This window comes from Streptomyces sp. NPDC091280 (genome assembly GCF_044768565.1).
Lineage (GTDB): Bacteria > Actinomycetota > Actinomycetes > Streptomycetales > Streptomycetaceae > Streptomyces.
Window position 1 is genome coordinate 245,591 of sequence record NZ_JBIVUZ010000002.1, and the last position, 14,489, is coordinate 260,079.

Here is a 14,489-nt window from a genome sequence, read left to right on the forward strand (position 1 = left end):
ACGAGACGGTACCGATACGGTGGAGTACCGGTACACTGGCGTATCGATAGCGAAACGAGACACACTGGAGAGCGGACCCCCGGTCCGCGGGTCGAGCGAGGAGAAGAGCCATGACGTCGCAGGCTGAGGACGCACCGGACACGGTCGCCGCCTCGCGCCGCTCCAAGATCACGCCCGAGCGTGAGCGGGAGTTCTTCGACGCCGTGCTCGACCAGATAAGAGAGTGCGGCTACGACTCCGTCAGCATGGAGGGCGTCGCCACCAGCACCCGGTGCAGCAAGTCCACGCTGTACCGCCAGTGGGGGACCAAGCCCCAGTTCGTCGCCGCCGCGCTGCGCGCCAACCGCCGGGTGCGCTTCACCGGCATCGACACCGGCTCCCTCGCGGAGGACCTGCGCCAGGCCGCGCGGGCCGCGGGCGCCTGGTCGGCGAAGGACACCAAGCTCGTCGCGGCCCTCGGCCATGCCGTCACCCAGGACAGCGAACTCTCCCAGGCGCTGCGCGAGGCGCTCGTCCACCCCGAGATCACCGCGCTGGAGGACATCCTGCGCCGCGGTGTGGAACGCGGCGAGATCCCGCCGGACCACCCGGCGCTGCCGTACGTCCCCGCCCAGATCTTCGGCGTCCTGCGGGCCCGCCCCGTCCTGGAGGGCTGCTACGCCGACCCCGACTACCTGGTGAGATTCGTGGAGGCCGCGGTGCTCCCCGCACTCGGACTCACCTGAGAATCAGGCCGCCGTCCACGGGATGACCGGACGGTGACCTGGCCGCGCCGCACCGTGGGGACGGGGGCGGCGCGCACCCCCCGGCCGGGTGGGGTTCCTCTTGAGCGGAGAGGCGCCCCACCCGGCCGACCGCGTACCGGGGCGGAACGGGATCAGATCGTCTGGCCGTCGCCGCTGCCCGAGGCCGCCTTGATGCTCGCGGTGATCTCGTCGATCACGGACTCCTTCTGGCCCACGTCGACGCCGAAGCGGACCACGACCATCTGGCCGGTGCTCGCGGGCGAGGGGAACGCGAGCGACTCGACGTAGCCGTCCGCGCCCTTGCTGGTGATCGCCTTCCAGCGCACCAGATAGCCCTTCTGCCCGGCGACGGTGACGGCCTTGGAGGCGAGCACCTCGTGGGAGGTGATGCTGCCGTAGGTCGTACCGCCGTAGGACTCCTTGGCGTTGGCGGCGATGTCCGCCTTCGCGACCTCCTCGGCGGTGGAGCCCTTCGTGCCCAGCAGCACCGCGGGCGCCGAGTACGCCCCGCCGTTGGTGCAGGTCTGGGACGTGTTGCCGGGGCACTTGTACGAGGTGTTCGACGTGACCTGCGCGCCGCCCTCGATGACCTGGCCGTACCAGTCGGACGGCACGGTGAAGCTGATGCCGTCGAGCGAGTCGGTCACCGTGCCGCCCGCGGCGACCTTCGGCTGCGCGGACTGGCTGGGCGCGGGGGTCGCGCCGCCCGTACCACCGGAACCGCCTGTCCCACCGGAGCCGCCGAAGGGGTTGCCCTGGCCGCCGTTCCCGCCGGAACCGCCCGTCCCGCCCTGTCCCTCGGGGCCGCCCTGGCCGCCGAAGCCGCCCTGCCCGTTCGGCGCCTGCTGGTTGCCGGCCCGGTCGCCGTTCCCGCTGCCGTTGCCGGACAGCGCGTAGGCGCCGACGCCGATGGCCGTCAGGACCGCGACGGCCACCGCCACGGCTATGCCCGTGCGCAGATTGCGGCGGGACGCGGCCGGGGGCTGCGCGGGATACGCCGGATACGCCCCGGGGAACGCCGGCTCGGCCGGGGGACCCCATTCGCCGGCCGACCCGGCCGGGCGGGTCCGGTCCGTCCATGCCTTGCCGTCCCACCAGCGCTCGGTGGCGGGACCGTCATTCGTCTGCCCGGGATCGGGGTACCACCCGGGGGGAGTCACCTGCGTCATGTCCCTACCGTATGAGGCGTCGGTGAAAGCGGGATGAGAGGATCCGGCCGCGGTGCGAGGCCGCCGTCGGTCACGCGGTGCCACGCGATCATCGGCCCGGACGGCGCCACAACGAGTTTGAGCTGATGCACAGCTTCGCTCGGCGCCGGACAAGGGTGTTCACGATGTTGCGCAAGTGACCGGAAGTGACTTGATTCCGACCGCTTCTGACTGTTCGTCATGCCCCTATACCCCGCCGTCACCCGATGTGGCAACAGCTGCCCGGACCGGGCTCCGCTCCGGCGGTCCGGCGGCTACGCTCAAGGTCTGTACGTCGTTCGGCCTACTCGGGGAGGAGTCGGGATGACGGAGGACCGGCCTCCGGAGGTCGCCTCGGCCTCCCTGTGGGAGCGTGACAAAGAGGTCGCCGGCGTCGTGGGAGCGATCGACGCGCTGTGCGCGGACCAGTCCTCCTCGGGCAGTCTGCTCGTCGTCCGGGGCGAGGCGGGATTCGGCAAGACCGCGCTCCTCGCGGAGGTCCGCCGGCTCGCCGAGGAACGCCACTGCGCCGTCTGGCAGGCCCGCGGCGGCGAGACCCTCAAGTCCGTCCCCTTCAACGTCGTACGACAGCTGCTGCAACCCGCCCTGCTCTCGCTGATGCCCGAAGAGGCGCGCGAGTACCTCGGTGACTGGTACGACATCGCCGGCCCCGCCCTCGGCATCGCCGAACCCGGCGAACGGCAGGCCGACCCGCAGGGCGTGTGCGACGGCCTGGTCGCCGCCGTCCGCAGACTCGCCAAACGCGAGTGGCCCCTCGTCCTGCTGATCGACGACGCCCACTGGGCCGACCAGGAGTCCCTGCGCTGGCTCGCCGCGTTCGCCGAGCGCCTCGACGACCTCTCCGTGCTGGTCGTGGTTGCCCGCAGGCCCAGCGAGGTCACCGGCGAGCGTGGCCGCTACCTGGAGACGATCGGCGACCTCACCGGCCACCCCGTCACCCACCTCAGCGTCCTGACCCCGAAGGCGACCGCCGGCCTCACCCGCGCCACCGTCGGCCCGCACGCCGACGACCCGTTCTGCCGCGAGGTGTGGGCCGTCACCGGCGGCAACCCGTACGAGACCGTCGAGCTCCTCGCCAAGGTGCAGGACAGCCAGCTCCAGCCGGTCGAGTCCTCGGCCGCCGAACTGCGCGTCCTCAACCGCGCCTCGCGCGGCGACGGACTCGTCGCCCGCCTCGACGGCCTCGGCGCCGAGGCCACCCGGTTCGCCTGGGCCGCCGCCATCCTCGGCACCGGCATCTCCGTGAAGCTGGTCGCCCGGCTCGCCACCATCACCGGCGACGAGGCGGACCGCTGCGCCGAACTGCTGCGCAGCGCCCGCATCCTCACGGCCCCCGACCCCGCCGCCTCCCGGACCGACACCGGCGAGCTGGAGTTCGCCCACCCGCTGATCGCCAGCGCCGTCTACGACTCCATCCCGGGCGGCTGGCGTACGGCCATGCACGGCATCGCCGCCCAGGTCGTCACCGACTCCGGACGCGGCGCCGCGGCAGCCTCCCGGCATCTCCTCCAGGTGCACCCGGAGGAGGACCAGGAACTCGTCGAGCAGCTGCGCGAGGCCGCCAGGGAACACCTCTCCATCGGCGCCCCCGACGCCGCCCGCCGCTGTCTGGAACGCGCCCTGGTGGAGCCGCCGGTCGCCGAGACCCACGCCAGCGTCCTCTACGAACTGGGCTGCGCCACCCTGCTCACCGCGCCCGCCACCACCATCGGCCACATCCAGAGCGCTCTGGCCATGCCGGGCCTCGACGGCCACGCGCGCGTGGACGCCGTCTTCCGGCTCTCCCAGGCACTCACCCACAACAACCAGCTGGAGGAGGCCGTCCGCACCGTGGAGGCGGAGGCCGCCCGGCACGAACCGGGCACCGCCCGGATGCGCCTCCAGGCCGTGCAGTACATGTGGGAGGGCATCCACGCGGGCGAGGGCACCTCCCCGGGACGCTCCGAGCGGCTCGCCGAACTCGCCTCCACCTGCACCGGCCGGGACAACTCCGAGCGCGCCCTGCTCATTCTGCGCGGCTTCGACGCCATGACCCACGGCGAGAACGCCGAGGAGGTCGTCGAGGTCTGCGACCGCGCCCTCGTCAACGGACGGCTCGCCCCCGGACTCGGCTGGACCGACACCGAGTGGGGCCTCGAAATCCTCATGATGCTGGCCAGCGCCTACGCCTACACGGACCGCCTCGACCGCGCGGAGAGCCTGTACAACGAAGCGCTGCGCGCCTACGAGTCGGCGGGCTGGAGCGGCGGCCACCTCTCCCTGGCGCACGCCTACCTCGGTCTCGGCCTGCGCAGGCGCGGCCGGCTCCGGGAGGCGGAGATCTCGCTGCGCGAGTCGCTGCGACTGGCCGAGCGCGTCGGCCGCGGACTGCCCCTGTACTGGTCGGCGACCTGCAACCTGGTCGACACGCTGCTCGCCCGCGGCCATGTCGAGGAGGCCTGGGAGATCGCCGAACAGTACGACTTCGCACCGCCCTACCCGTCCACCATCGTGCTGCCCGACCCCCGTTGCGTGCGCGGCCGGCTGCTGATCGCCGTGGGCCGCACCAAGGACGGCATCAACGAACTGGAGGAGGCCGCGAAGGCGGCCAGCGTACGCAGCCACCACAACCCGGTCCTGGTGCCCTGGGCCATCGACCTCGCCCGGGCCCTCGCCGTCGAGGACCCGAACCGCGCGGCCCAGCTCGCCTCCGACGCCCGCCGCCGCGCCGAACGCTTCGGCACGGACACCGCCATCGGCGAGGCCCTGCGCTGTGCCGCCGCGCTGGAGACGGGTCAGCGTGCGGTACGGCTGGCCGCGCAGGCCGTCGCCTACCTGGAGTCCTCGCCCTGCCAGTACGAGCACGCGGCGGCACGGGTGGAGTACGGGATCGCCGCGCGGTCGGTGGCGGAGATCAACAGGGGCTTGACGCTGGCCCGTTCGTGCGGGGCGGACGGTCTGGCGGCACAGGCGCGGACGGTACTGGAGACGGGACGGGGGCTGCGCTGAGCCACGGTCCGGAGGCGGGCCGGCGGGGGCCGCGACCGGCCCCGACGCACCCGCACCCGTGGCCGTAGACGTGGCCGTGGCCGCGACCGACTCGCCGCGCCACGCCCGCCCTCAGCCGTCGCTCTCCTCCTCCAACACCCGCTGCGCCACGGCGAACGCCGAGTTCGCCGCGGGCACCCCGCAGTACACCGCACTCTGCAACAGCACCGCCCCGATCTCCTCCGCGCTGAGCCCGTTGCGGCGGGCCGCCCGGACATGCATGGCCAGCTCGTCGTAGTGCCCGTGGGCGATCAACGCCGTCAGCGTGACCATGCTCCGCTCGCGCCGAGACAGCGTGGGATCGGTCCAGATCTCCCCCCACGCATAGCGCGAGATGAAGTCCTGGTAGCGCGCGGTGAAGGCGGTCTGCCGGGCCTGCGCCCGGTCGACGTGCTCGTCGCCGAGCACCTCGCGCCGTACCGCCATCCCGCGTCGGGCACCGCCGTCGAGGTGCGCGCGCAGTGCGGTCAGGACGGCCTCGGGGCATTGGGCGGGCGCCAGATGGGAGGCGCCCGGGATCTCGACGAGGGCGGCGCCCGCGACGGCGTCAGCGATCTCCCGGAGATGGGCGGGCGGGGTCGCCCGGTCCTCGCGGCCGGCGATCACCAGGGTCCGCGCGGTGATCCCGGCGAGCCGCTCGCGCAGGTCGAAGGCCGCCAGCGCGTCGCAGCACGCGGCGTACGCGGCCGGATCGGCGTTCCGCTGGTCGGCCACCAGTCGCGGCACGGTGAACCCGGGGGTGAACCAACGGGAGTCGGCGTTCTCGGCCAGCCAGTCCAGTCCCTCGGCGCGCACCCGGGCGGCCCGTTCCTCCCACGGCTTCGATCCGTTGAAGTGCGCGGAGGAGCAGATGACGGCGAGCGACGGGACCCGCTCGGGGTGGTGCAGGGCGAGGTGCAGGCCGACCGCACCGCCCAACGACACGCCCGCGTAGGCGAATCGGTCGATCCCGAGGGAGTCGGCGAGCGCGAGGACCAGGTCGGCGAGGTCGCCGACGGTCGCCCCGGGACCGATGAGTCCGGGTGCCGAACCCCCGTGCCCGGGCAGGTCCCAGCGGATCACCCGGTGGGTGATGGACAGTTCGGGCGCGACCTCGTCCCACAGGGCGTACGACGTGCCCAGCGAGGGCCCGAGCAGCAGCGGGGGAGCGGAGGCTGGGCCCTCGGCACGGAAGTTGAGCAGCTTCTCGGTCAACGTCGCTCCAGCGCACGGTCGGTGAGGGCTCCGGCGGAACCCGTGTAGCGGGCGGGGTCGGTGCGGGCGGGCAGGTCGAGGTCCTGCAACTCGGGCTCCTCGGCGAGCAGTTCGGCCAGCGGGCGGTGCTCCGCGTAGGTCCGCCGGGCGGCCCGGGTCAGCAGCTCCTTGGCCCTGGCCCGGCCGAGCAGCGGCGCCAGTTCGGCGGACAGCCGCTCGGAGACGATCAACCCATGGGTGAGGCCGAGGTGTTCACGCATCACGTCCGGGTGCACCCGCAGTCCCTCGGCCAGTTCGGCGGCATCGCGGGCCGCGCCCCCGGCCAGCCGGAGCAGTTCCCTGAGCGGCTGCCATTCGGCGTGCCAGGCCCCGGCCGGCCGTTCGTCCTCGGCGACCAGCGAGCCGTGGAGGACGGCCGCGAGCTGCGGTGCCTGCCGTGCGGCGGCGGCGATCAGCGTGGCCCGTACGGGATTCGCCTTGTGGGGCATCGCCGACGAGCCGCCGCCGCTGCCCTCGGAGACCTCGGCGATCTCGGTGCGGCCCAGGACGAGGACATCGGCGGCGAGTTTGCCCAGCGCGCCCGTGGTGAAGGCCAGACAGGCGGCGAGATCGGCGATCGGTGTCCGCAGGGTGTGCCAGGGCAACAGCGGCGCGGCCAGGCCGAGTTCGCGCGCGTACGCTGCCGGAAGCGCGAGCGGGTCCGGGGCGCCGTACGCCTCGAAGGCCGCCAACGTGCCTGCCGCGCCCCCGAGTTGGACGGGCAGCCCGTCGCGCACCACTCGCACCCGGTCCCGTGCGTCGAGCGCCAGCGACCGCCACCCGGCGGCCTTCAGCCCGAAGGTCGTCGGTACGGCGTGCTGGGTGAGCGTGCGGCCGGGCAGCACGGTGTCGCGGTGGGCGGCGGCCAGTTCCGCCAGCGCGGTCTCCGTGCGGGTGAGGTCGGCCAGGACCAGGTCGAGGGTGCGGGCGGCGACCAGCATCGTCGCGGTGTCCATGATGTCCTGGCTGGTCGCGCCCCGGTGGACGTGCGGGCCGTACTCCGCGCCGACCGCCTCGGTGAGGTCCGCGACCAGCGGGATCACCGGGTTCCCGCCGCCCCGGGCGCGCTCGGCGAGGGACCTCACGTCGAAGCGGTCCGGGTCGGCCGCGGCCGTCACCGCCGTCGCGGCCTCGGCGGGGGCGAGTCCCAGCGCCGCCTGCGTGCGGGTGAGCGCGGCCTCCGCGTCGAGCAGGGCGCGCAGGTACGCGGTGTCGCCGGTCGCGGTCGCGGCGGGGGAGGCGGCCCACCCGGGGGCGAGCAGGCCGGTGTCCGACGGGTCGGCAGAAGTCACTGGAACTCCAGGAAGACCGTTTCGCCTTCGCCTTGAAGGCGGATGTCGAAACGGTAGGTGCCCCGGCCCTCGTCGCGTGCGATCAGCGTGTCGCGCCGCGCCGGGTCCAGCCCGGACAGCAGCGGGTCGGCGGCGAGCGCGGTCTCGTCGCCCGGGAGGTAGATCCGGGTGAAGAGGTGCACCAGCAGTCCGCGCGCGAAGACGCACGCGCTCAGGTACGGGGCGCTGTGCCCGCGCGCGCCGGGCCGCAGGGTCCGCGCGTACCAGTGGCCGTTCGCGTCGGTCTGGATACGGCCCCAGCCGGTGAACTCCACGCCGGTGCGGCCGAGATGGCCGCCGCTCGCCGGGTCGCGGCGCATCGAGCCGTCGGTCGTGGACAGGTTGCCGTCGGGGTCGGCCCCCCACAGTTCCACGAAGGCGTCCGGCAGCGGCCTGCCCTCGCCGTCGTACACGTGTCCCTGGACGGTGACGGTGTCCGGGTGCCCGACCGGTGCGATGTCGCCGCCGCCGGGGAACGGCAGCGCGTAGCCGTAGAAGGGGCCGACCGTGTGCGACGGGGTCGGGAGCACGGTCTCGGGGCGGCTCGTGTCGATCTTCGTCATGGCGGGTCAGCGTCCTTCTTCGATCCAGGTGGCGTGCGGGCCGTCCAGCACGATGTCCCAGTGGTAGCCCATCGAGAACTCGGGCACGGACAGGCTGTGGTCGTAGGTCGCCACGAGGCGCTGCCGGGCCGCGTCGTCCGTCACCGACTGGATGATCGGGTCGTAGGGGAACAGCGGATCGCTCGGGAAGTACATCTGGGTCACGAGGCGCTCGGTGAACGCCGTGCCGAACATCGAGAAGTGGATGTGCGCCGGACGCCAGGCGTTGACGTGGTTGCGCCAGGGGTAGGGGCCCGGCTGGATCGTGGTGAAGCGGTAGTTGCCCGCGTCGTCGGTCAACGTCCGCCCCACACCGGTGAAGTTGGGGTCCAGCGGGGCGTCGTGCTGTTCGCGCTGGTGCGCGTAGCGGCCGGCCGAGTTCGCCTGCCAGATCTCCACCAGCTGTCCCCGGACGGGCCGTCCGTCGCGGTCCAGCAGCCGCCCGGAGACGGTGATCCGCTCGCCGATCGGCTCCCCGTGGTGCTGCCGGGTCAGATCGTTGTCGATCTCGGTGATGTCCCGCTCGCCGAAGGCGGGGGAGGCCAGTTCCACCAGCTCCGGGTCCTTGGACACGTCGATGGTGACCGGGGGCTGTTTCGGGTGCCGCAGGAGCGAGGAGCGGTAGGGGGCGTAGTCGCGGCGCGGGTGGTGCTCGACCGGGGCGCCGTCCGCGACCCGCTTCTCGTACGCCGCGTGCTCGGCCGCTATTTCGAGGTCGATGTCGTGCTGGGTGAGAGTCATGGGGGTTCCTACCGTTCGAGGACGAGGGCGAGGCCCTGGCCCACGCCGATGCAGAGGGTGGCGACACCGACTCCCGAGCCCTTGCGGGCGAGTTGGTGGGCGACGGTGCCGGCGAGCCGGGCACCGGAGGCGCCGAGGGGGTGGCCCAGCGCGATGGCGCCGCCCTGCGGGTTGAGGATCGCCGGGTCGAACTCGGGCCATTCGGCGACGCATCCGAGCACCTGGGCGGCGAAGGCCTCGTTGAGTTCGAGCACTGACAGATCGTCAAATGCCTTGCCCGCCTTGGCAAGTGCCCGGTTGACGGCCTCGACGGGAGCGAGTCCGAAGTAGTCCGGGTCGAGCGCGTGCACACCGGTCGCCGAGATGCGGGCGAGCGGCTGACGGCCGGTGGCCCGCAGGCCTTCCTCGTCGGTCAGCAGCAGGGCGGCGGCACCGTCGTTCAACGGGGACGCGTTGCCCGCCGTGACCGTCCCCTCCTCCGTGCGGAACGACGGCTTGAGCCGGGCCATCGCCGCCAGGGAGGCGTCGGCCCGTACGCATTCGTCGGCGGCGAACGCGACCGGGTCGCCCTTGCGCTGCGGGACCGGCACGGCCGTGATCTCGCCGTCGAAGAGACCCGCGGCCTGCGCCTCGGCCGCCTTCCGGTGGCTGGCGAGCGCGAACTCGTCCTGCTGCGCGCGGCTGATCTTGTGTTTGTCGGCGATCAACTCCGCGCTCTCGCCGAGCGGGATCGTCCACCGCGGGTCCATGGCCGGGTTGACCATGCGCCAGCCGAGCGTGGTCGAGTACAGCTCGGTGTGCCCGGCGGGGAAGGGCCGGTCCGACTTGGGCAGGACGTACGGCGCCCGGGTCATCGACTCCACTCCGCCGGCCACGGCGATGGAGGCGTCCCCGGTGGCGATGGCGCGGGCCGCCTGGATCACCGCCTCCAGACCGGAGGCGCACAGCCGGTTGACGGTCACGCCCGGCACGGAGGTGGGCAGGCCCGCCAGGAGGGTGGCCATGCGGGCCACATCGCGGTTGTCCTCGCCGGCGCCGTTGGCGTTGCCGAGGTACACGTCCTCGACCCGGGCCGGATCCAACTCCGGGCTGCGGGCGAGGAGTTCGCGGATGGCGTGGGCCGCCAGGTCGTCGGGGCGGACGGCGGCCAGACCCCCGCCGTACCTGCCGAACGGGGTGCGGACGGCGTCGACGATGTAGACGGTGTTCACAACAGTCCTTCCGGGACGGTGAGTTCGGCGTCGGTCCTGGCGACGATCTCCTCGACGGACACACCGGGCGCCGTCTCGGTCAGCACCAGCCCCTCGGGCGTCACGTCGATCACGCCGAGATCGGTGATGACCCGGTTCACGCACGCCTTGCCGGTGAGCGGCAGCGCGCACTCCTTGAGGATCTTCGGGGAGCCGTCCTTGGCCACGTGCGTCATCACGACGATCACGGTGCGGGCGCCGTGGACGAGGTCCATCGCCCCGCCGATCCCGGTGACCAGCTTGCCGGGGACCGCCCAGTTGGCGAGGTCGCCCCCGGCCGAGACCTGCATCGCGCCCAGCACGGCGACGTCGATGTGACCGCCCCGGATCATCCCGAAGGAGAGCGCGGAGTCGAAGAAGGAGGCGCCGGGCAGGACCGTCACGGTCTCCTTGCCGGCATTGATCAGGTCCGGGTCGACCTCGTCCTCGGCCGGATACGGGCCGGTGCCCAGGATGCCGTTCTCGGATTCGAGGATCACCTCGACGCCCGGCGGGAGGTGGTTGGGGATCAGCGTCGGCAGGCCGATGCCCAGATTGACGTACTGCCCGTCCTGAAGTTCGCGGGCCGCGCGGGCCGCCATCTGTTCACGGTTCCAGGCCATCAGCTGCTCACCGTCCGCTGCTCGATCCGCTTGTCGGCGGCCTGTCCGGGGGAGAGGGCCACCACCCGCTGCACGAAGATCCCCGGCAGATGCACCGCGTCCGGGTCGATCCCGCCGGGTTCCACCAGCTCCTCCACCTCGGCGATCGTCACCCGGCCCGCCATGGCGGCGAGGGGGTTGAAGTTGCGGGTGGACTTGTTGAAGACGAGATTGCCGTGCCGGTCGCCCCGCGCGGCGCGGACGAGCGCGAAGTCGGTGCGGATGCCGCGCTCCAGGACGTACTCGGTGCCGTCGAAGTCCCGTACCTCCTTGGGCGGGGAGGCGAGCGAGACGCCGCCGCGGCCGTCGTAGCGCCAGGGCAGTCCGCCCTCGGCGACCTGGGTGCCCACGCCCGCCGGGGTGTAGAAGGCGGGGATGCCCGCGCCGCCCGCGCGCAGCCGCTCCGCGAGGGTGCCCTGCGGGATCAGCTCGACCTCCAGCTCCCCGGCCAGGTACTGGCGGGCGAACTCCTTGTTGCCGCCGATGTAGGAGCCGGTCACGCGGGTGATCCGGCCGGCGGCGAGCAGGACGGCGAGGCCCGACTCCATCGCCCCGCAGTTGTTGGACACCACGCCCAGGGAGCCGACTCCGCGCTCGTACAGCGCCTGGATCAGCACGTTCGGTACACCGCTCAGCCCGAAGCCGCCGACCGCCAGTGTCGCTCCGTCCGGTACATCGGCCACGGCCTCCAGGGCTGTGGCGACCACCTTGTCCATCCGTGTAGCTCCGTCCCGTCCGAGCGCCCGGTCAGCAGTCCATGCGGTTCAGCTCACCGCAGTTCGTCAGGGCACTGAGCATTTCGGTGAAGTTTCCTTCACGCTGCCACTGCGGGGCGCCCGCGTCAAGACCCGGGAGAAGAGGCAGGTCGGTAGCGTGCACAGGCCTGGACTCCGGCCCAGGGGCTGCGGGTATCGTTCAGTGCACGGACGAATACGAGATCGGGAGAGCACATGGGCGCGGTGGACATCAGCCTCCACCCCGGGCACCTCGCCCGGCGGCTCCAGCAGGCGCACTACCTGCTGTGGAACACCATGGTCTCCGAGGAGATCACCTCGCCGCAGTTCGCGGTGCTCAACGCGCTCGTCGCGGAACCGGGGCTCGACCAGCGCACGGTGGGGGAGCGGGTGGGCCTGGACCGGTCCACCATCGCCGAGGTGATCAGCCGGCTGAGCCGCCGCGGGCTCCTCGACAAGGTGCGTGACACGCGCGACGGCCGCCGCTTCCTGCTCCGCGCCACCGACGAGGGCCGCCGCGCGCACCGCAAGCTCGCCGTCCGCACGGCCCGGATGAACCAGGTCTTCCTGGCCCCGCTCACCGCCGGGGAACAGGACGTCTTCCTCGACCTCATCCAACGGGTGTCGGACGCGGCCGAGGGACTGCGCAACCCGGCGGAGCCCCTCACGGCCCGGCACTGACCCCCGACCGTCAGGCCTTCGCGAACACCACCCAGACCTGGCCCTTCGCGAAGTTCACCGGGGTGCCGTCGGAGCTGGTGAACTCCGTTCCGCCCGCGGCCGTCGGACGCTTCCAGTCGACGCCGAAGGTACGGCCGTCCCGCAGCACGTCCGCCTTCCCTGAGCCGACCGTCACGGTGTACGGCGTGTTGTTGCCGAGCACGTCGTGGTAGGCGGACCTGCGGATCTGCACGTACTGGATCACGACCGTCGCCGGGGCCAGCCGCTTGCCGGCGGTCGTCACGGCCGGGGTGCCGTCCTCGGTGACCAGCCAGCGGCGCTGCGACCCGGACCAGGTGAAGGTGAAGCGCGCCGCCGGATAGCGCACGGTCCGAGAAGCCGTCGCCTTGCCGCCCGCCGGGGCCGCGCCGTAGCGGAAACCTGTGGTCAGGGCCGCCGCGCCGGGGGCCGAGGAGAGCAGGTCGGTCGGGCGCAGGTAGAGGTTGTGCGGGGCGGCCTTGGTCACGCCCCGGTAGTAGGCGCTCGCCACCTCGTCGGGCGACGCGGACCGCAGCGGTGCCTTGGCGATCAGCGGCAGCAGCTTGCGCTGTGCCCCGGAGAAGGCGAGCGTCGGGTCGTCGAACTGGCGCAGCAGCTCCAGATCCGAGACGCGGGCGCTGCGCACCGGCCCGACGGACTTGGGCAGCTTGGTGGCGAACACCGCCATCAGCCGACTCAGTCCGCCCTCGACCTGCTCGGCGTAGACGATGTCCGCCGAGTCGAGGCCCGTCTGCGGGCGGGCCGCCGGCACGTTGTCGATCTTCACGGCGAGCACCGGCCCCGCGGCGGGGGCGACCGTGCCGCCGCCGCTCGGGCTCTCGGCGGGGCTCTGCGTGGGGGACTGGCTCCGGCCGCGTCCGTCGTCGGAGGTGCCGCCGTGATGTGCCGTGCAGCCCACCGCGAGGGAGGCCGTCATCGTGACGGCCAGCAGCGCCGCTCTTCTCGCGCCGCGACGCCGGGGCGCCTTCTGTCCCATGCCCACCGTTGCCACCAGTCCGTGTTTTCGCTTGTGCGCTTATAAGTTCATTGGTGGCCATACCCGCTCGGTTGTGATTGTGCGCGTCGAATGGGCCGATCGGCCCAGGGGAAGATCCGGAAGGGTTCGGTCCGGGGCCGGAGGTCCAGAGGCCCGGGGGCCCAACGGCCTGCGTTCAGCCCGGAGGGCCGAGGATCTCCGCGAGGTCGTAGCGCACCGGCTCCTCCAACTGTGCGTAGGTGCAGCTCTCGGGCGTACGGTCCGGGCGCCAGCGGCGGAACCGCGCCGTGTGCCGAAAGCGCGCGCCGTTCTCCATGTGGTCGTACGCCACCTCGGCCACCCACTCCGGCCGCAGCGGCACCCAGGACAGGTCCTTCTTGCCCGACCAACGGCTCGGCGCCCCCGGCAGCCGGGCACTCTCGTGGGCCGCCTCCTGCGCCCAGGCCGCCCACGGATGCCCCGCCGGATCGTCCATGCCCAGCGGCGCCAGCTCCTCGATCAGCTCCGCGCGCCGCTTCATCGTGAACGCGGCCGACACCCCCACGTGCTGAAGGGTGCCCTGGCCGTCGTAGAGACCGAGCAGGAGCGAACCCACCACCGGTCCGCTCTTGTGCAGGCGGTACCCGGCCACCACCACGTCCGCCGTCCGCTCGTGCTTGATCTTGAACATCGCGCGCTCGTCCTGGCGGTAGCGCAGGTCCAGCGGCTTCGCCACCACACCGTCGAGCCCGGCCCCCTCGTACTGCTCGAACCACCGCCGCGCCACCTCGATGTCGGTGGTCGCCGGCGCCAGATGCACGGGCGCGCCCACGCCCGACAGCGCCCGGGCGAGGAGCGACCTGCGGTCGGCGAGCGGCATGTCCATCAGTGACTCGTCGGCCAGGGCCAGCAGGTCGAAGGCGACGAAGGCGGCCGGGGTCCGCTCGGCCAGCGTCCGCACCCGCGACTCGGCCGGGTGGATGCGCTCGGTCAGCGCGTCGAAGTCGAGCCGCCCCTCCCGCGCGATCACGATCTCGCCGTCCAGCACACAGCGCGTGGGCACCCGCTCCCGCAACGCCTCGACCAGCTCGGGAAAGTACCTGGTCAACGGCTTTCCGGTCCGGCTGCCCAACTCGACCTCGGCACCGTCGCGGAACACGACCGCCCGGAAGCCGTCCCACTTCGCCTCGTAGTGCATGCCCGGCGGAATCCTCGCCACCGACTTGGCGAGCATCGGCTTCACGGGCGGCATCACCGGCAGGTCCATGCTTCCGATTCTGCGCCTCCCCCTCGCCCGCCGC

13 protein-coding genes are annotated in these 14,489 nt (G+C 72.7%); 3 read left to right on the plus strand and 10 right to left on the minus strand.

The features are described from left to right. The first annotated feature begins 110 nt into the window (after nt 1-110). Nucleotides 111-725, plus strand: coding sequence for a TetR/AcrR family transcriptional regulator C-terminal ligand-binding domain-containing protein (locus ACIQPR_RS07690; protein WP_403643534.1), 615 nt, complete (start codon nt 111-113; stop codon nt 723-725). A 152-nt stretch (nt 726-877) separates the two neighbouring features. Here ACIQPR_RS07690 and ACIQPR_RS07695 read toward each other — a convergent pair whose 3' ends face one another. Then, nucleotides 878-1,915: a DUF2510 domain-containing protein gene (locus tag ACIQPR_RS07695; protein ID WP_403643537.1), complete on the minus strand. Its 1,038-nt coding sequence runs from the start codon at nt 1,913-1,915 to the stop codon at nt 878-880. Nucleotides 1,916-2,257: 342 nt separating this feature from the next. On the opposite strand from ACIQPR_RS07695, the gene ACIQPR_RS07700 reads away from it, so the two are divergent. After that, nucleotides 2,258-4,942: an ATP-binding protein gene (locus ACIQPR_RS07700; protein WP_403643540.1), complete on the plus strand. Its 2,685-nt coding sequence runs from the start codon at nt 2,258-2,260 to the stop codon at nt 4,940-4,942. A gap of 111 nt (nt 4,943-5,053) precedes the next feature. Here the strand turns inward: ACIQPR_RS07700 and pcaD are convergent, their stop codons facing one another. Genes pcaD through ACIQPR_RS07735 form a run of 7 tightly spaced genes read right to left on the minus strand, consistent with a single transcriptional unit; the run spans nt 5,054 to nt 11,495 of the window. Then, entirely contained in the window at nt 5,054-6,175 is a 1,122-nt protein-coding gene (gene pcaD, locus ACIQPR_RS07705; RefSeq protein WP_403643542.1) for a 3-oxoadipate enol-lactonase, read from the minus strand. Beyond that, complete coding sequence (gene pcaB / locus ACIQPR_RS07710; RefSeq protein WP_403643544.1) at nt 6,172-7,506, minus strand: 3-carboxy-cis,cis-muconate cycloisomerase; 1,335 nt, start codon at nt 7,504-7,506, stop codon at nt 6,172-6,174. Before pcaB ends, pcaD begins: the two co-directional genes overlap by 4 nt. Then, nucleotides 7,503-8,108: a protocatechuate 3,4-dioxygenase subunit alpha gene (gene pcaG / locus ACIQPR_RS07715; protein ID WP_403643547.1), complete on the minus strand. Its 606-nt coding sequence runs from the start codon at nt 8,106-8,108 to the stop codon at nt 7,503-7,505. The genes pcaB and pcaG overlap by 4 nt, the downstream gene beginning before the upstream one ends. Before the next feature lie 6 nt (nt 8,109-8,114). Beyond that, on the minus strand, nt 8,115-8,888 hold the full coding sequence (gene pcaH / locus ACIQPR_RS07720; protein WP_403643550.1) for a protocatechuate 3,4-dioxygenase subunit beta: 774 nt from the start codon (nt 8,886-8,888) through the stop codon (nt 8,115-8,117). 8 nt (nt 8,889-8,896) lie between these two features. Next, a complete protein-coding gene (locus ACIQPR_RS07725) occupies nt 8,897-10,099 on the minus strand; it encodes a thiolase family protein (RefSeq protein ID WP_403643553.1) in 1,203 nt (400 codons plus the stop codon). Then, nucleotides 10,096-10,740 carry a CoA transferase subunit B gene (locus tag ACIQPR_RS07730; RefSeq protein ID WP_403643556.1) on the minus strand — a complete coding sequence of 215 codons (645 nt, stop codon included), beginning with the start codon at nt 10,738-10,740 and terminating at the stop codon, nt 10,096-10,098. The genes ACIQPR_RS07725 and ACIQPR_RS07730 overlap by 4 nt, the downstream gene beginning before the upstream one ends. Then, nucleotides 10,740-11,495 carry a CoA transferase subunit A gene (locus tag ACIQPR_RS07735; protein WP_403643558.1) on the minus strand — a complete coding sequence of 252 codons (756 nt, stop codon included), beginning with the start codon at nt 11,493-11,495 and terminating at the stop codon, nt 10,740-10,742. Before ACIQPR_RS07735 ends, ACIQPR_RS07730 begins: the two co-directional genes overlap by 1 nt. A gap of 234 nt (nt 11,496-11,729) precedes the next feature. Here ACIQPR_RS07735 and ACIQPR_RS07740 point away from each other — a divergent pair, with 234 nt between their 5' ends. Continuing rightward, complete coding sequence (locus ACIQPR_RS07740; RefSeq protein WP_403643560.1) at nt 11,730-12,194, plus strand: MarR family winged helix-turn-helix transcriptional regulator; 465 nt, start codon at nt 11,730-11,732, stop codon at nt 12,192-12,194. 10 nt (nt 12,195-12,204) lie between these two features. Here ACIQPR_RS07740 and ACIQPR_RS07745 read toward each other — a convergent pair whose 3' ends face one another. Together ACIQPR_RS07745 and ACIQPR_RS07750 are read right to left on the minus strand one after the other, a co-directional pair. Then, entirely contained in the window at nt 12,205-13,209 is a 1,005-nt protein-coding gene (locus tag ACIQPR_RS07745) for a DUF3048 domain-containing protein (protein WP_403643562.1), read from the minus strand. A gap of 175 nt (nt 13,210-13,384) precedes the next feature. Beyond that, a complete protein-coding gene (locus ACIQPR_RS07750) occupies nt 13,385-14,455 on the minus strand; it encodes an ATP-dependent DNA ligase (protein WP_403643564.1) in 1,071 nt (356 codons plus the stop codon). Nucleotides 14,456-14,489: the final 34 nt, after the last annotated feature.